Below are 16,186 nucleotides of genomic sequence, written 5' to 3' on the forward strand. Positions count from 1 at the left end.
ACCTTCCTCTCGGTCCAGGTCGGGTCAGGACGTGGCCACGACGACAACGCAGCCGCCCAGGCCGGGGCAGACCAGACCCACCTCGGTGGCCTGGTCGACGGCGATCTTCGCCACCGCGCCGGTGCCGTCCGCCGTCGGCTCGACCTCGTCGCGGATGGTGAGGTCGGCGTCGCCGGGCGCCGGGGCGACGACGGTGAACCGGGCCGCGCTGCGCAGCACCAGGGTGCGCAGCCCGCCGGGGTCCGCGACCCGCACCACGCAACTGCCGGAGAACTCCAGCCGGCCCGCCTCGTCGGCGCATTCGGCGCTGACAGTCGCCGGATCCACCGAGGAACGCTCGCCGCCGAGGGCGCCCAACCGGTCGACGAACCCGTGCCGGGCCCCCGGATCACCCCGGTCGTCACTGCCCGCGCCGACCGCGACCACGAAGAGCGCCACCAGCACGGCGGCGAGCAGCCCCAGCAGCGCCTTCTGCCGACCACTCATCGGGCCACGGCCTGCGCCACGATCTCGGTGAACCGGATCTCGTCGACGCCAGCGAAGTAGCGGTTGGTGCCCTGCGTCTTGCCGACCACCAGCAGCGTCACCTGGTGTGGGCCCTTGGCGAGCTGCACCGTGCCGACGTCCAGGAACTCAGTCTTTCGCACCGTCGGCGTGAAGCCGAGGAACGTGCCGCCGACCTGGTTGCCGTCGATGGCGAAGACGGTGTTGGCGTAGTCGAGGGAGGTGGTGCGTACCGCGGCGAAACGCCAGGTGCCGTCGGCCGGGATCTGCACCGTCACCGTGACCTTGTCGCCGATGGCCAGCCCCTGGAAGAACAACTGCTTGTCGCCGGACCAGGTCACCCCGCAGCAGTTGGGTTGCGCCTCCACCTTCGCCCCGTTCTTCGCCGGGGAGTCCACCACCGCGCCCGGCACCAGGCTCTCCGCCTCGACGGTGACCACCCGCGGCTCGCCGGGGGTCGGCTCGCCGTCGCGGGTCAGCAACACCACCCCCACGGCGACCACCACCAGCACCAACGCCGCCGCGGCGGCGATCCACAACCACGGGGTACGCCGTGGCGGCGCGACCGCCCGCACCTCGTACGTGACCCGGCCGCTGGAGCGCGAACTCTCCTCCGGCGCGGTGTTCGCCGAGTACGCGAACCCGGTCATGTCGTAGCGCCGGGGCGCGGTGCCGGCCGGCACCGCGAGCTTGACCAGGAACGACACCGAGCCCTGCCCGGGTACCACCCGTTGGGGTTCGGCGACGGTGAACCACGCCCGCTGGGAGCCGTCACCGGGCGCCACGTCGAACACCACGGTGTCCGGCGCGTTGCCCGGGTTGGAGACGGTGAAGGTCAGCTCGCCGCTGTTGCGCGGGTCGACTGTGAACTGCTCGGCGGCGGCGACGACCGCCCATTCGGTGGTCATGACGACTCCTCTTCCAGGACGATCTCGACAGTGGCCGAGGCGGGTTTCTCCGCCTCGACGATGCGGGTGATCACGGCGAGCTGACCGGCGGCGGCGACCGGCACCCGCACCACGACGTGGAACGGCTGGTCGGCCGGTTCGTCCAAAGCGAAACCACTCAACCCGGTAGCCACCTCGAGAGCTCTTCGCATCCCGTACGGGGTGCCGCGCCACCGGGCCAGCAGGGCGGCGTTGGCCACCAGGTCGCGCAGCCGCCCCACCGGCAGCGGCAGTGGGGTGTCCGGCCGGGGCGAGGCCACCACGTGGTCCATCGCCACCCAGCGGGTCAACCGCACGACCAGCCCGTCCGGCGCCCGGTACGGGTCGAACAGCGCGTCCACCTCGGCGAGGATCGCCTCGTCCGGGGCGTGCAGCCCCTCCATCACGTCCAGCAGCGCCCAGAGCACGCTGCCCGGCACGCAGGCCCGCTGGTAGGCGGCGGGCAGCAGCCGTTCAATCGCCGAGCGTCGCATCCTGGCGCACCACCTCGATGTCGTGCTCGCCGGAGCAGAGCAGCCAGGTATCGGGAACTGTCACCGCGTCGGCGGTGGCCTGGTTGGCGCTGGGCGTCCAGGTGACGGCGTCGGCGCTGCGGTGCACGCCGCGCTCGCCGCTGGCCAGGATCAACCGCTCCGCCGCGACGGTGCCGCCGGTTGTCGCGCCGCCGGTTGCCGCGCTGCCGGCTGTCGGGCCGCTCACCGCGATGGCGTCGACCGGGACGAACCGGGTCCGGTCCCGCAACGGCAAGCCGCAGTTGACCGACACGGACTGCCACTGCGGCTGGGCGGCGAGGCTGTCCAGCCGCAGCACCCCGCCGCTCTGCGTGGCAGCCACCGCCTGCTGGCCGGCGAACGCGAGGTCCCGGCAGGTGCCGCCGACCCACCCGGCCTGCATCGACTGCCACTTCACGTCGGACTCGAACAGCCTGGTGCGGTGGCAGCCCTGGCCGGGCTTCCTCGGATCCGGCTCGCCGGCGCCGCTCCACAGCAGGGTGGCCGGGCCGTCGTACTGCACGGCGAGGACCCGGTTGTCCACGTTGGCCAGACCGACGTGGCTGAAGCTGCCGGGTCGGCCGCCGCTGGTCGACAGGTACACCCCGAAGCTGGCCTGCGCCGCCACCGCCACCCCCGGCGCGCCCCGCTCGGAGACGAACGTGCGGACCGCGTAGAAGCCCCGGTCGGCGTCGGTAGGGTCGACCAGGATCTGCAACGGCACCGCCCCGGGCAGCAGCGACACCTCGTACAGGCCGGTGTCGGTGGCCACCAGCAGCGCGCCCGCGCCGTCGCGGTCCAGCCAGGCAAGGTCGGAGATCCGCGAGTCCAGGTCGGTGAGCAGCGACCACGTCTCGCCCAGGTCGGTGCTCAGGTGCACCCGGGAGCCGCCCGAGGCGCGCAGCGTCACCACCGCCACCGAGCCGGCACGCGCGACGATGCCGGGCCGCACCGGCGCGGGCGCCGGCGCCACCCGCAGCACCGTCTCGTCGTCGTCGAAGCGACCTGCCGGTTCCCAACCCGCGCCGCCGTTGCTGGAGCGGAACAACACCGAGCCGCGCCCCGCGTACCAGGTGCGTGGCTGGTACTGGTCCACGGCGAGGGCGCGGACGTTCGCGTCGGGGGCCTCGTCGACCACGAACCGCACCGACTCGACGTAGCGCACCCCCGGCTCGGCGTGCTCCAGCAGCCGGTACACGTTGGACGCCCGCAGTGGCTCGCCGAACGGCCAGCCGGTCGGGTTGAGCGCGGTGGGCAGCGGGCTCAACGTCTGGTGCAGCCGGTCGTGGATGCGGCGCCGGACCGCGTCCACGTCCTCCTCGCGGCGGACCACCACCCGGGCCCGCACGGACACCGCCTTGAACCGCGCCCAGGTGGCCCGGGAGCGGATGCCGAGCATCCGGCGTTCCTCCAGGTCCGCCTCGACCCGGTGCCGCGCCTCGGGTACCTCGTGCTCACGCAGCACCGCCACCGGCAGCCGACCGCCCGGTCGGGCCGCCTCCGGCACGTACGGCACCAGCACCACCTCGACCTCGCCCGGCCGGGCGAAGCTGTACACCGCCGCGCGGGTGAACGCCCGCGCCCGCGCCACTGCGCCGGAGCTGGTCGCGAGGACCTCGAAGTCGCGGGCGGTGACCGCCCGCTGCTGGGCGAAGAACTCGTACGGGCCGCGCAGCAGCACCGACTCCAGCGCCTCCATCTCCCGGCCGCCGGCCGCCGGGGCGGGGTTGTCCACGCGTACCCCGGGTAGCGGGTCGCGCAGGCTGGTCAGCGTGCCCGCCGCCACGTTGCCGGTGGGTCCGCCACCGGCGCGGTACCAGAGCCGGATCTGCCGTCCGGCCGGCGGGACCGCCGCGACGGTCACCGGCGGCACGGTGCTCGTCGGTGCTGTCGCGTCGGCCGTGACCTCACCGGGCGGGGTCGCCCCGGCGGGGGGTCGCAGGTCGAGGGCCGGGGCGAAGATGACGGTGCCGGAGCAGCGGTCGACCAGGTACGCCTTGGCCTGCGGGCCGAGCCCGGCGAAGCTGTCCACCGGCTGCCAGATCTCGAACGTGCGACCGTCGTGTTCGCGGGCCGCAGCACCCAACTCGACAGTGCCGGCCGGCACCTCCACCCCGAGCAGCAGGTCCAGCGACTCGGCGGTGTGCGTCAGTGGCGCGTGCGCCGCGCGCAGCACCTGCCCCGGCTGGCCGGTGCCCACTCCGAGCAGTTCCGCCTCGACCGGTTCGCAGTGGTGCATCCGTACGGTCACCGACGTCTCGTCGGCGGGCAGCAGCGTGGGCTCGGTGGTGACGAACAGGACCGGCCGGGGGTCCGCGCCCCGGGCCGCCGCGACCCGCAGCCCGGCCGGGATCCGGACCGCGCCGCGGTCGGTGCCGGTACGGGTGAACCGGACGTCCGCCCAGGCCGCTGTCGGCGCGTGCCGGGTGACCCCGAGCAGGTTCAGGAACGAGACGTACGCCTTCTCCGGCAACTGGTTCAACCGGTAGATCATCACCTCGGTGAGGTGCGCGAACGTCTCCACCAGCGCCATGCCGGGGTCGTGCGCCGACAGGTCGGTCCAGGCCGGGCAGGACTGCCGGATCCGTTCCCGGGCCTCGGTGACCAGGTCGAGGAAGCCGCGATCGTCCAGGTGCGGCACGGGCAGCGTCATGACGCTCCTCCCTGGGCGGGTTCGTCGACCGGGAGCAGGTCCACGGAGAAGACCAGTTGCCCGGGTGTCAGGCTGGCCCGCACCCGGTAGTCCAACCGGATCACCAGCCGCCACGCGTCGTCCGGGTCCGGCCCGGCGTCCACGTCGATCACCTCGACCCGGGGCTCCCAACGGGCGATGGCCTGCCGGACGTAGTGGATGGCCAGGCCGGCGGTGGTGTCGTCGTTGGGCGCGAAGACCAACCGGTGCAGCCGGGAGCCGTACCCGGGTCGCATCAGCCGCTCGCCCGGCGTCGTCGACAGGAGCAGGAACAGCGCCTGCCGTACGCTCTCGTCGCCCTCGGTCATTGCCAGGCCGCCGGCCGCGGTGAGCGCCAACCCGCCGGTGCGGCCGGCGTCGAAGCCGGCGCCGACGAAGCGGAAGGCCCTCATCGGTCCGCCCCCAGGAACCCCTGAGCGGGGTCGCGCACCGTGTGCTTGACCAACCCCGGCGGTGTGCCGTTGGTGAACCCCTCCAGGTGCGACAGCACCACCCGGTGCCCGTCGACGCGGACCCAGTCGCTGTAGCCGACCCGGACGGTCAGCGTCGTCGTGCACGGCTTGATGGTCGGGCCGTAGTTCGGGCAGGCGATGATGGTGCGTCCCTCCGGGTCGTCGTCGACGAGCACGGGTACACCGGTGACGGTCACCCACTGCCGCGAGGGTCGGTTCTCGACCCGGCCGTCGTGATCGCAGGTGATCACGGAGTCACTGTGGATCCAGCGCATCAGCCGCCTCCTTTGTGGTGGGCGCGGGCGAGCGAACGGGCCTGCTCCGCCGCGGTGGTCGGGTCCTCGGTCGAGTCGGCGTGCAGGAAGTCCACGCTGCGGGCGCGCACCACAATGGCCCGGCCGGGTGCGGAGATCACCAGGTCGGACGCCGCGTGCAGGGTGGCCAGGTCGGGGGTCAACTCCAGGAAGCTGCCGCCCTCGGTGCCCAGCCGCAGGCTGCGCCGCACGTCGTCGACGACGATCGACTGCCCGCCGGCGGTGCGCATCGTCCAGCGGCGGGCCTTTCCGTCGTCGATGCCCGCGTCGTACGGCTCGACGGCGCCGAACAGCGAACCGAGCACGATGCCCGAGGCCGGCTCGCCGCCGGGCAGCACCACCAGCACTGTGTCGCCCGGATCGGGCAGCGCCACCAGGCCCTTGCCCGGCCCGGCGCCGGGGCAGAGCACGGCGAGCCAGCCGGCGTCCAGGTCCCCGTACGCCGGCAGGGTCAACCGCACCCGGCCCAGCCCGTCCGGGTCGGCGACGTCGGTGACGCTGCCGAGGGTGACCGCCGCGCCGCCGGTCGGCGTCGCCGGGGTGGCCGGTGGCACAGTGGAGAAACGGGTCAGGTGACCGTTGCCGTCCACCGTGTGCACCACCTCGGTCAGCACGTACGTCCCGGCGACCGGGTCGGGCACCCCGCGGAGGTCGACGCGGCGGCCCGGCCGAAGCGCCGGGTCGCCCTCGGCCATCCCCTCGGCCGTGACCAGCGTCGCCGCCCGGGTGTCCAGGCGGGCCTGGGCCAGCGCCGCCAGCTCGTCGTCGCTGCGGCCGGGCTGGTCCACGGCGGTGCGAACGCCGTCGGCGCCCACGTCGGCCGGGTCCGGCCGGTCGTCGGCGGGTCGCCCGCAGCGCGCCTCGTCGACCTGCTGGCTGATCACCTCGGCCCGCTGCGGGTGCCAGCCCAGGGCCGCGCTGGCACCGCTGGCCTGGTCGGTGTTCGTGGACAACCGCACTGTGTGCACCCCCGCGCCGAGCGTCAACGCGACCGGCTCCCCGTAGCCGGCGAGGGTGACCAGCCGGACGCCGTCAGCGTCGGCGGCCAGGTGCAGCCCGGCCCGGCCGGTCACCTCGCGCAGCAGCTCCAGATCGCTGTGCCGGTGCTGGAGAAGCCGCTCCAACCGAGGGCCGTCGACCTCGGCGGTCACCGCCAGCCCCACCGCGCCGCACAGCTCCCGGGCCAGCTCGACGGCGGTCACCGAGGTGAAGACCCGCAACCCCTGCCGCTTGCGCAGCCGGTGCAGCGGGTCGTACGCCCGCAGCCGCAGCACCGCCGCCCCGTCGGCGGCGTACTCCACCTCCACGCAGGTGACCTCACCGGTGAACAGGGTGTCCGCGTGGTCGGCGAGCCGAACGTCGAGCACCGTGCCGGGGCGTACCGGCGGGTCGAACGCACCGGTCCCGGCGGTGGTGGCGAGCACCAACTCGGCCTGGGTGGGCTGGTCGAGGCGGGCCGCCACCCGTAGCGAGCGGACCCGCTGACGAGCCGCGGCGACCAACTCGGTGCCGTCCAGGAGGACGATTAACGCCCGGGGCGCGACGCTGGTCATGGCGTACCCCCGGGGTTGCCCAACGGGCTCGGAGCCGGGACGGTCGGGCCGGTCGCCGCGTTCCACGGCGCGCCGGCGACCGAGGTACCCAGGTACGACGCTCCCGCGCCTACCGCACCGGCCACCGCCTGCGCCAACCCGGCCACCGCACCGGTGCCGACGGTCGGTGGGACGGCGAGGGTGGTGCCGGCCGGCACCGCGAGAGGATCGGTGATCCGGTTGTGTTCGGCCAGCAGCCGCCAGCGCAGTGGCGAGCCCAGCGCGTCGTTGGCCAGCAGGTCGAAACGCACGCCGGAGCGACCCGGCTCGGCCGCGCCGTCACCGGCGGCGATCACCGCGCTGCCCGGCGCGGCGGTCGGGGTGCTCGCGGCGGCCAACTCCTCGGCGAAGCCGGCCTCGGCCTGATCGGCCGTCTCGGCGGCGCGGACCAGCTTCAGCCGCAACCAGGACCGTCGCGGCGACCCGGTGCCGGTGAACGCGTCGAACCGTTCCGCCACCGCGATGATCACACCGGGCACGTTCCAGGTCTTGCCCCAGACCAACCGGACCAACGGCGGTCGCAGCCAACCATGCTCGGCGGTGGAGTTCTCCGCCAGCATCCACAGCGGACGGGTGAGCACCCGGACGTCGGCCGGACGCAGCTGCGCCTCCACGAAGTCGACGTCGAAGAGCAGGTCCAGCACCAGCTCGGTACGACCCCCGCCGGTGAAGACCAGCGGATCGTCGGCCAGACCGGACCCGGTGAGCTGCCCGCCGCCGGCACCCCGCTGGCGTACGCCAGCGAGCCGGGTCACCTGCACGGTCTCCGGGTTGAGCAGGCAGTCCACCCGCTCGCCGGAGGAGTCGATGAGGAAGGCGACGCGTTCCATCAGTCACCCGCCTGTTCCCGGTCCAGCCGGGTCAGCTGGACGGTGTCCACCGCCGCGCCGGCGACCGACCACAAGGCGGTGTCGTCGGGCAGCGCCGGCCACGGGTCGACGCTGCGCGCCGCCGTGCTGGCCGGCGGCCCGTCGATTCCGGTCGCTCGTCCGCCGCCGGCCGTTCCCGTCCCGCCGTCGCGCAGCGCGACCGGGCGACCGGGCGGTGCCGGTTCGCCGGGCAGTGCCAGCCAGGGTCCACCGTCCACGAGGCGATCCAGGTCGCCGCGCGCAGAGGTCGACGGGGTTCCGGCGCTCGTCGCCGTCGAGCCGGCCCAGGACGCGCCGACCCCGCCCCGGCTCGGCCCGTCCGGAGAGCGCTGCCCCACCGCCACTGTGTCCACTCGCGACGTCCGGGCCGCGCCCGGTGCGTCACCACGCGAGTGCCCGCCGTGGTTCTGTCCAGGCCGGGCCTGGCCATCCGCCGAGTCACCCCGGAACCCGTCGCGACCACCCGAGAGCCGGTCGCCCGTGCGGCCTACGGGGGACGACTCCGGGGATCGCCAGTGGTCGACCTCGCCGGAGCGCAGTGCGTCCCGGGGTGGCCGTGAGGTGGCATCGGCCTCCGCCCGGTGCGGGCGGCCACTCGGCGAACTGTGCGGCCCGAAGACCATGGAGCGGACCGGCTCCCGGGACCCATCCGCCCGGGGCAGCCCGCCCGCGTCGAGGGCTGTGGTGTCGAGGGCTGTCGTGTCGACGGTCGTGGTGTTAGGGGCCGTGGTGTCGCCCCGGGCCGCCCGCCGTACCGGAGGCACCGCAGGCCCCGTGGGCCGGGTCGAGCCGGTTGGTGGGGTCGACGCCTCCGGCCAGGTGGTTCCGGCCGGCGGGGTGGTCAGGTCCGAGCGGGACGAAGGCGTGCCGTCGCCGGATGGGCCGACGGTACGGGTCCCCGTACCGTCGGGCCGGTCACCGATCCGCGACGGGCGGCCCGGCCCGCCGGTCCGACTCTCGGCACGCGACCTCGTCGGTCCCTCGTCCCCGCTCGCACCGGGGCTGCCCACGTCGGCCTCGCTGTCGAACCTGCCGAGCCCGGCGGACCTGTCGAACCTGTCGAACCTGTCGGACCTGCCGGACCTGGCGAGCCTGGCGGGACCGGCGTCCGCGCCGTCGACCCGACCGGCCAACTCGCCCTGCCCGTCGCTGCGGGCTCCGCCCTCGGCGTTGCCGGCCGGGGACGGGTCGAGGTCCAGATCGTGCAGCAGGCCGGGCGCGTGGGCGGCGACCAGGTCCAGCCAGTGCTGCGGAGGCTCCCCGAACCGGCGTGGTGTCGCCGCGGGCGTCTGCGGCGGCGGAAGGTGGTCGGCGGGCTCGAACCGCCCGGCGAGGCGCTGCACCGCCCCGGCGGCCGAGCGCAGCCGGCCGGCCAGCCAGCTACCCGGGCGTCGGCGCGGTGGCACCGCCGGTCTCCAGCTCCAGGCCCTCGTAGCGCAGGGTCAGCGAGGCGATGGCGATCTCGTGGCTGAGCGTGTTGAGGTGCATCCCGCGCCACCGGGTGGGCCAGCAGTCGATCAGGTTCCAGCGCAGCACCTCGGCCGTCCCCACCGAGTCCAGCAGCACCACCGAGACGTTGCGACGGTTGAGGGTGCCCTGGGCGGTGGCGTTCACCCAGTCCCACAGCTCCCGGGAGGCGGTGATGCCGAAGTGCAACGTCACCGGCTCGTACTCGGCCTGGCCGGGCACCATCCGCATCCGACCCAGGCCGTGCTCCCGGTACGGCTGCCCGGGGATGTTCACCTCCAACCCGGTCATCTCGGTGAAGTGGCCGTTGGTGACGCCGTTGATGAGAAGTCGGAAGTTGTACGCCCGGTACGGGTCGACCGGGGCCCCGGGTTGCGGGGTGGCGGTGGTGGGCATGTCAGCCTCCGATCGTCTCGGTCTCGGTGCCGCCGGCCCACTGGCTCAGCTTGAACACCACGAATTCGGCGGGCTTGACGACCGCGATGCCGATGTGGGCGATCACCATGCCCGCGTCGCGGACGTCCACCGGGTTGGTCTCCTCGTCGCACTTGACGAAGAACGCCTCCTCCGGGCTGCGCCCCAGCAGCGCGCCGTCGCGCCACACCCGGGTGAGGAACGCCCCGATGTCGCGCCGGATCGAACGCCAGAGGGTGAAGTCGTTGGGCTCGAACACCATCCACCGGGTGCCGTTGGCGATGGCCTGCTCGATGGCGATGCTGAGGCGTCGGACGTTGAGGTAGCGCCACTCGCTGGCCTCGGCGGCGAGCGTACGGGCGCCCCAGACACGGATCCCCTCGCCGGCGAAGTAGCGGATCACGTTGACGCCCTTGGGGTTGAGCACGTCGTGTTCCGGCCGGGTGACCAGGTAGCCCAGGTCGACTGCGCCGCGCACCGGCTCGTTGGCCGGGGCCTTGTGCACCCCGCGCAGGGCGTCGGTGCGGGCCCAGATGCCGGCCAGGTGCCCGCTCGGCGGGGTGAGTTCCAACTCGCCGCTGATCGGGTCGCGGACCCGCAGCCAGGGGTAGTAGAAGGCACCGAACTCGGACTGTCGCGGCCGGTAGGCGGCCCCCTCGTGGCCGCCGGAGCCGCCCGGTTGGCCCGGACCGCCGCCGGGACCGCCGGCCGCGCTGCCGCCCGTACCCTCGGCGGGCTTGGGGGGTTTGCCGGAGGACGGCGTGGCGACCCGGGTCAACGCGGAGATGTCGTCGATGTCCGGTGCCGGGTCGCAGATCGCGACCATGGTGCGGGTGCGCTCGGCCATGCTCAGCAGCGCCTCGTGGGACACCACGTCGTGGAAGCCGGGCGCGGCGATGATGGAGATCTCGTCGACGGCCTCCAGCAGTTGCAGACCGCCGCGCCGCTGCCCGGAGCCGGTGATCGCGCCACCCTCACCGACGTTGACCACCCAGCAGCGGGCGCCCCCGTTGTCCAGGAAGCCGAAGACCGCGCGGGCCAGCGGGGTGCTCTCCACCCGCTCCCCACCGGCGAAGAGCCGCAGGAACTCCGTCCAGTTGTTGACCGGTACCGCCTTGCCCAGGTGGGCGGAGCGATCCGGGGCGACGCCGACGAAGGCCGCGATGCTGGTGCTCGCCGGCCCGATCGGTCGGGCGCCGCTGGGGACCTCCTCGACATAGATGCCGGGGGAGAAGTAACTGGGCATCGGTCCTCCTGTGCCTGTGGGTGTCAGTGGGTCGGTGGCGCGCAGACGATGACGATGTCGTCCTCGGCCGGGTCGACGTCGGCGCTGAGGACGAGCCCGCGTCCGGTCAGCCGCAGCCGGACCGGGCTCGGGTGCTCGGGGTCGTGCGGGACGCCGACGATCAGGAAGCGGCCCTCGCTGTCGGTGCGGGTGGCGGACCCGATGCCGGGCAGCTCGACCCGCATCGCGGCCAGTGGCTGCTCCTGGGGGCCGACCACCCGCCCACTGAGGCTGCGCACGTCGAGTTGCCGCAACCGCAGCGGTTGCAGCACCGGCGGCGCGGCCGGAGTCGGGTGGTCCACCTGCGCCGCGACGTCGATCAGCAGCGCCGGCCGGGGTGCCGTACCGAATGCCGTCCACAGTGGTGGGTCGCCGGCCTCCAGCACGACCGGGTAGGTGCCGTCGCTGGTCGCGGCGGTGAGCACCCGGTCCAGCCGGGGCAACCCGGCCGGCCCGGTGACGCAGAGCAGGTGGCGGACCGTGAACCGGTACGGTTCGCGGACAGCGCCGCTGGAGCGGGTCTGCCGGGCCGGGCGCAGCTCCATCGGCCAGAGCGTGAGCCCGTCGGCGTCGTCACACGGACGGGGCGGGCCGACCGGGACCGGTTCCCCCGCCGCTCTGGTCACCCAGGCGACCAGCTCGGCGGTGGCGGTCTCGATCGGTCCGCGCCCGTGGGTGGTCATCGCGGCGGCGTCCCCTGGATCCGGTACGCGATGGCCTCGTTCCACACGTGTGGGTAGACGCCGATCTCGAAGTACCGGGTGAAGCGGTTGATCGGCGCGTTGGTGTGGTCGTGGTAGAGCAGCCACACCGGCGCGATGGTGAACAGGACGTAGTTGGCCAGGACGAGGGGGATGTAGAGCGGCCCGAGCAGGCGACCCTGGAAGATGTGCACGTCCTCGTGCCGTTGGATGCCCGAGCTGGAGCCGGCGCAGACGGTGCCGATGGTGGTGGCGTAGCGGGGTGAGACCCCCTCCACCACGCTGACCCGACCGCTGTTGAGCGACGTGGGCCGGTCCAGCGAGTGCCCGAAGATCAGGTGCACGGTCAGGTAGATGGCGCCGACGACAGTGTTGAGCAGACTCCAGGTGTGGTCGACGACGAAGAGGAAGATGCCGCGGGCGTCCGAGGCGTACACCCCGGCGGAGGCCACCGACCAGCCGAAGACCGCGCCGATCACCAGGCCCACGACGGCGCCGATCAGCAGCCCGATCGGGCCACCGGCGAGGAAGCCGAGCAGGGCGGCGAAGCCGACCTGGATGGCTGCGCTGAGAATTCCGAAGACCATGACGGCACCCCTCAGACCCAGGAACGGAAGACTCGGGGCTCACGACCGCTCGCGACCTGGGTCGGCGTCGCCTGTCGGTTGCCGGGCGGGAACTGGTTGACGCCGAGCGCGGCGGAGAAGATGACCAGCGCGTTGAAGAACGCGATGACCCACTTCTCGCCGCCGGCGTCGTCGGCGAACGCCGCTGTCACGTAGGACAGCAGCAGCGCGATGGCGATGGCGATCCACTTGCGGAGCTTGTCGCCGCTCGGGCCGATCAGCCCGCCGATGACGTTGGTGGCCAGCAGGGTGGCGGCGCTCGCGCCGGCGATGCTCCCCAGGGCTGCCCAGGTGAAGAGATCGTTCATGACGATCCCCCTTCTGCGATGGTGCGACCGGGATGTGGTGGTGGTGAGGTCCGGTGCCCTCACGGGGGCACCGGGGCCGGTCGCCGTCGTTTCGGGGGCGGCCGGGGCCGGGCGTGGCCGGCTGAGCCGGCCACCAGATGGATCAGCCGGGCCCCGGTGCGCCGGCGGGCGGGCCCGGCGGCGGGGTCGGACCGGGCGCAGCCGGCGCCGCGGAGTGACGGCGGACCAGGAGTACGCCCACAGCGGCGAGCAGCAGCAGGAGGAGGACACCGCCGACGACCAGCAGCCAGGGGAATCCGCCGTCGTCCTCCTCGCCGGCGGCAACCGGCGAGGTGGACGGTCGAGGTGGCGCCTCGGCCACGGCCCGCAGCTCGGCCGGCTTCTCCTGGTTGGGATCGACCTTCCAACTGACCGAGCGGCCGTTGACGGTGCCATTACTGTCGATCACCCGGCCGGGAAATGTCACCGAGATCTCGAACGACATGAGCTTGAGGAACGCCTGTTGGTTTTGCGGATTCTGCTCCGCAACCTTTCCGCCATATTTCTTGGGATCGAGCGGCAGCGTGAAGCGGTAGAGATCTCGGTCCCGGACCAGTTTCACGCTCTCGGTGTCGAAACCGGCCAGCGGCGCCTTGCGGTAACTGATCTGGGAGCCGTAGAAAGTGTCGTCCTGGTAAAGAGTCTCCTCGCCCGCCGGTAGGGCGGGGATGTTCTGCCGCAGCTCCGCGAAGGCGACCGGGAGGTTCTTGTTGCGGCCGCTCAGCACGGACTTCTGGGCCGTCAGCAGGAGCTGCCCGTCGACCGTGTCGTCGGCGTTGACGGTCAAGCCCATGTTGAGTTGCATGCAGCCGCTCAGCGCGGCGAGAAGGAGGAGGCACACCGCGACGCGGAGTGCCCTACCGCGGTTGACTCTCCTGTTCATGGGCTCAGTGTGTGTGATCGCTTTCACCATCAGCAGTCAGCGATCGGTCACAACGAAGTCGCCGATTGTACCGGCGCGCTGTCGTCTTTGATTAGCTCCGACGGCGACCCGGTTGACTATTCTGGAGCTTTGGGGCCACGACGGTTCCTCGTCGGCCGTAGTCTGGTCCGATGAGAATTGTCGCGTGCGTCCTGCTGATAGATCCCGACGGGCAGTTGCTGTTGCAACTGCGCGACGGCGACGCGACGCACCACCCGAACGTGTGGGGGCTGCCCGGCGGTCACGGCGAGCCGGGGGAGACGCCGGAGCAGACCGCCGAGCGGGAGCTGTTGGAGGAGACCGGCCTGCGGGCCGACGGGCGACTGCACCCGGTAGCCGTGCAAACGCTGCCCGAGCTGGATCGGGTGAAGCACTACTTCCTCGGCAGCACCAGGGCCCGGCAGGAGGACGTGGTGCTCGGCGAGGGCGCGGCCATGCTCTTCGTCCCCGGTGCCGAGGTGCTCGACGGTCGTCCGTGGACGCCGGGCACCGTGGAGGTGTTGACCGAGTTCCTCGCCTCGGCGGAGTACGCCGCCCTGGCCACCGGCCGGATCGCCGGGCCGGCTCAGCCCGCCGGCGGTCGCCAGTCGGCGTAGCGGGCCATGCTGCGCAGGGCGACCCGGCCCGGGGTGACCCGCAACGCGACGGTCCGCATCGCGACGGCGATCGGGTTGTGCAGCTGCTGTCCGAACCGCCCAGCGACGTAGGAGGCGCGGGCAACGGACTGACTGCGTGGGCGACGCTGCTCGTCGTACGCGGCCAGGGCGGCGGGCACTCCCTCGGCGCCGGCGGCGCAGACCGCGCCGAGCACCACAGCGTCCTCGATCGCCTGCCCGGCGCCCTGCCCGAGGTTGGGGGTCATCGGATGCGCGGCGTCGCCGAGCAGCGCCACCCGCCCCCGCACGTACGAGGGCAGCGGCTCGGTCAGGTGGTGGATGTCGTTGCGCAGCACGACGTCGGGTGGGGTCGCCGCGAGAAGCGCCGGGATGGGGTCGTGCCAGTCGCCGAAGCGCTCCCGCACGGCCGCCAGCTCGTCGGGGGCGTGGCCGCCGGGCGGGGCGTTCACCGCGCCGTACCAGTAGAGCTGGCCGTCACCGATCGGCACCATGCCGAACTCGGCTCCCGGCCCCCACGTGATGGCGGCCGGGATCGGATCGGGAAACGCGATGGCCGCCCGCCACGTCGTCGATCCCGCGTACACCGGGCCGGGGTGGTGCGGCCAGAGCTGGGCGCGGACCCGGCTGCGCAGGCCGTCGGCGCCGACCACCAGATCGGCGCTGAGGGTGTGCGCGCCGTCCGGCCCCTGATAGCGCACCTCGGCACGGTCCGGGCCCGACTCGACGTGCCGCACTGTGGCGTTGGTCTGCAGAGACGAGGCCGGCAGGGCCTCGCGCAGGGTGCGGTGCAGCGTGGCCCGGTGCACGCCGAGCGCAGTGGTGCCCAGCTGCCTGATCATCTCCGAGGCGTCCACCCGGGACAACCACCGCCCGTGCCGGTTGCGGATCCCGCCGGGTGCCTCACCGTGTCCGCCCCGGCGCAGGGCCGGGCCGAGGCCGAGGGCGTCCACAGCACGCACGGCGTTGGCCATCAGGCTCAGACCGGCGCCGACCTCGCGCATTTCGGGGGCGCGCTCCAGCACTGTGACCCTCCATCCGTGCCGGTGCAGGGCGAGCGCCGCGCTCAACCCGCCGATGCCGGCGCCCACCACCACCGCGTGTGAGTCGTCCATGTCGATCCTCCTTCTACACCTGTAGAAGAGTGATACTACCTGGGGACCCCGGAAAGGAGGAGTGCCATGACGGCGCGGGCGAACCGGATCGCGACGCTGACCGACGCGGCCATCGAACTGATCGCCGACGGTGGCATGCGAGCCCTGACCCACCGGGCGGTCGACGGCCGCGCCGGAATGCCGCCGGGCACCACCTCCGCGTACCTGCGGACCCGACAGGCGCTGATCGAGGCGGTCGTCGGACGGCTCGCCGAACGGGACCGGGCCGACCTGGCCGCGTACGACCTGCCGACCGGCCCGCCGCCCCCGACCCCTGCCCCCCGGCTCGACAGCGGCGACCTCGACGCGCTCGCCACCGGCGTCGCCGAGGTGCTCGACCGCTGGTTGAGCACCGGACGCAGCCGGAGCCTCGCCCGCTACGCGTGCCTGCTGGAGGCGGTGCACCGGCCCGAACTGCGCGGCATCCTGCACCACGGCACCGGCCTGCGGGTGCAGGCCCGGGACCTGCTGGCCAGGGCCGGGGCCACCGACCCCGACCGGCAGGGCGATCAGTTCGTCGCGTTCGTGGACGGGCTGCTCTTCGACCGACTGGCCGGCGCGGGCGCGCTCACCGCCCCACCGCCCGGCACCACGGCCAGCCGCGCCGACCTGAGCGCCGCCGTCCGTACGCTGCTGCGAGCCCTCACCGGAAGCTGACCCGGTCGCCGAGCGTCTCGCCGGGCCTGCTGGCGTCCGGGCCTGGTCGGGTGCGGGCCTGCTGGCGTGCGGGCCTGCTGGCGCGTGGGCACCCGGGCCGGGGCGTGGCGCAGCCCGGTGCTCAGGTCCGGCGCGTGA

18 protein-coding genes are annotated in these 16,186 nt (G+C 73.4%); 2 read left to right on the forward strand and 16 right to left on the reverse strand.

The window, feature by feature from the left end; translation table 11 throughout:
- Positions 1 to 24: 24 nt before the first annotated feature.
- From NIE79_RS15985 to NIE79_RS16055, 15 genes are all read right to left on the reverse strand, one after another.
- Positions 25 to 486 carry a hypothetical protein gene (locus tag NIE79_RS15985; protein WP_238679349.1) on the reverse strand — a complete coding sequence of 154 codons (462 nt, stop codon included), beginning with the start codon at positions 484 to 486 and terminating at the stop codon, positions 25 to 27.
- Entirely contained in the window at positions 483 to 1,412 is a 930-nt protein-coding gene (locus NIE79_RS15990) for a carbohydrate-binding protein (RefSeq protein WP_238679350.1), read from the reverse strand. Before NIE79_RS15990 ends, NIE79_RS15985 begins: the two co-directional genes overlap by 4 nt.
- On the reverse strand, positions 1,409 to 1,924 hold the full coding sequence (locus tag NIE79_RS15995) for a phage tail protein (RefSeq protein ID WP_238679351.1): 516 nt from the start codon (positions 1,922 to 1,924) through the stop codon (positions 1,409 to 1,411). The genes NIE79_RS15990 and NIE79_RS15995 overlap by 4 nt, the downstream gene beginning before the upstream one ends.
- Entirely contained in the window at positions 1,905 to 4,595 is a 2,691-nt protein-coding gene (locus NIE79_RS16000; RefSeq protein WP_238679352.1) for a putative baseplate assembly protein, read from the reverse strand. Before NIE79_RS16000 ends, NIE79_RS15995 begins: the two co-directional genes overlap by 20 nt.
- On the reverse strand, positions 4,592 to 5,026 hold the full coding sequence (locus NIE79_RS16005; protein ID WP_030489705.1) for a GPW/gp25 family protein: 435 nt from the start codon (positions 5,024 to 5,026) through the stop codon (positions 4,592 to 4,594). Before NIE79_RS16005 ends, NIE79_RS16000 begins: the two co-directional genes overlap by 4 nt.
- On the reverse strand, positions 5,023 to 5,361 hold the full coding sequence (locus NIE79_RS16010; protein ID WP_238679353.1) for a hypothetical protein: 339 nt from the start codon (positions 5,359 to 5,361) through the stop codon (positions 5,023 to 5,025). Before NIE79_RS16010 ends, NIE79_RS16005 begins: the two co-directional genes overlap by 4 nt.
- Positions 5,361 to 6,953: a contractile injection system protein, VgrG/Pvc8 family gene (locus tag NIE79_RS16015; protein WP_238679354.1), complete on the reverse strand. Its 1,593-nt coding sequence runs from the start codon at positions 6,951 to 6,953 to the stop codon at positions 5,361 to 5,363. The genes NIE79_RS16010 and NIE79_RS16015 overlap by 1 nt, the downstream gene beginning before the upstream one ends.
- Positions 6,950 to 7,822 carry a CIS tube protein gene (locus NIE79_RS16020; RefSeq protein ID WP_238679355.1) on the reverse strand — a complete coding sequence of 291 codons (873 nt, stop codon included), beginning with the start codon at positions 7,820 to 7,822 and terminating at the stop codon, positions 6,950 to 6,952. Before NIE79_RS16020 ends, NIE79_RS16015 begins: the two co-directional genes overlap by 4 nt.
- Positions 7,822 to 9,267: a hypothetical protein gene (locus NIE79_RS16025; RefSeq protein WP_238679356.1), complete on the reverse strand. Its 1,446-nt coding sequence runs from the start codon at positions 9,265 to 9,267 to the stop codon at positions 7,822 to 7,824. Before NIE79_RS16025 ends, NIE79_RS16020 begins: the two co-directional genes overlap by 1 nt.
- Positions 9,242 to 9,724: a phage tail protein gene (locus NIE79_RS16030; RefSeq protein ID WP_238679357.1), complete on the reverse strand. Its 483-nt coding sequence runs from the start codon at positions 9,722 to 9,724 to the stop codon at positions 9,242 to 9,244. Before NIE79_RS16030 ends, NIE79_RS16025 begins: the two co-directional genes overlap by 26 nt.
- Before the next feature lies 1 nt (position 9,725).
- Positions 9,726 to 10,988: a phage tail sheath family protein gene (locus NIE79_RS16035; protein ID WP_238679358.1), complete on the reverse strand. Its 1,263-nt coding sequence runs from the start codon at positions 10,986 to 10,988 to the stop codon at positions 9,726 to 9,728.
- A 23-nt stretch (positions 10,989 to 11,011) separates the two neighbouring features.
- The gene (locus tag NIE79_RS16040; RefSeq protein ID WP_238679359.1) at positions 11,012 to 11,710 is read right to left on the reverse strand and encodes a carboxypeptidase-like regulatory domain-containing protein; all 699 of its coding nucleotides are present in this window, start codon (positions 11,708 to 11,710) and stop codon (positions 11,012 to 11,014) included.
- On the reverse strand, positions 11,707 to 12,315 hold the full coding sequence (locus NIE79_RS16045) for a glycine zipper family protein (protein ID WP_238679360.1): 609 nt from the start codon (positions 12,313 to 12,315) through the stop codon (positions 11,707 to 11,709). Before NIE79_RS16045 ends, NIE79_RS16040 begins: the two co-directional genes overlap by 4 nt.
- Before the next feature lie 11 nt (positions 12,316 to 12,326).
- Positions 12,327 to 12,662 (reverse strand): hypothetical protein, encoded by a 336-nt coding sequence (locus tag NIE79_RS16050; RefSeq protein ID WP_238679361.1) that lies wholly within the window; start codon positions 12,660 to 12,662, stop codon positions 12,327 to 12,329.
- 142 nt (positions 12,663 to 12,804) lie between these two features.
- Positions 12,805 to 13,584 (reverse strand): LppM family (lipo)protein, encoded by a 780-nt coding sequence (locus NIE79_RS16055; protein ID WP_238679362.1) that lies wholly within the window; start codon positions 13,582 to 13,584, stop codon positions 12,805 to 12,807.
- Between the two features lie 170 nt (positions 13,585 to 13,754).
- Between NIE79_RS16055 and NIE79_RS16060 the strand changes: the two genes are divergently transcribed.
- Positions 13,755 to 14,219 (forward strand): NUDIX hydrolase, encoded by a 465-nt coding sequence (locus NIE79_RS16060; protein ID WP_238679363.1) that lies wholly within the window; start codon positions 13,755 to 13,757, stop codon positions 14,217 to 14,219.
- Here NIE79_RS16060 and NIE79_RS16065 read toward each other — a convergent pair.
- Positions 14,189 to 15,352 carry an FAD-dependent oxidoreductase gene (locus NIE79_RS16065; protein WP_238679364.1) on the reverse strand — a complete coding sequence of 388 codons (1,164 nt, stop codon included), beginning with the start codon at positions 15,350 to 15,352 and terminating at the stop codon, positions 14,189 to 14,191. The two genes, NIE79_RS16060 and NIE79_RS16065, sit on opposite strands and share 31 nt — an antisense overlap.
- A 66-nt stretch (positions 15,353 to 15,418) precedes the next feature.
- Between NIE79_RS16065 and NIE79_RS16070 the strand changes: the two genes are divergently transcribed.
- Positions 15,419 to 16,048 (forward strand): TetR/AcrR family transcriptional regulator, encoded by a 630-nt coding sequence (locus NIE79_RS16070; protein WP_238679365.1) that lies wholly within the window; start codon positions 15,419 to 15,421, stop codon positions 16,046 to 16,048.
- The last annotated feature ends 138 nt before the right edge of the window (positions 16,049 to 16,186 follow it).

It is taken from the genome of Micromonospora trifolii (genome assembly GCF_022229005.1).
GTDB lineage: Bacteria > Actinomycetota > Actinomycetes > Mycobacteriales > Micromonosporaceae > Micromonospora > Micromonospora trifolii.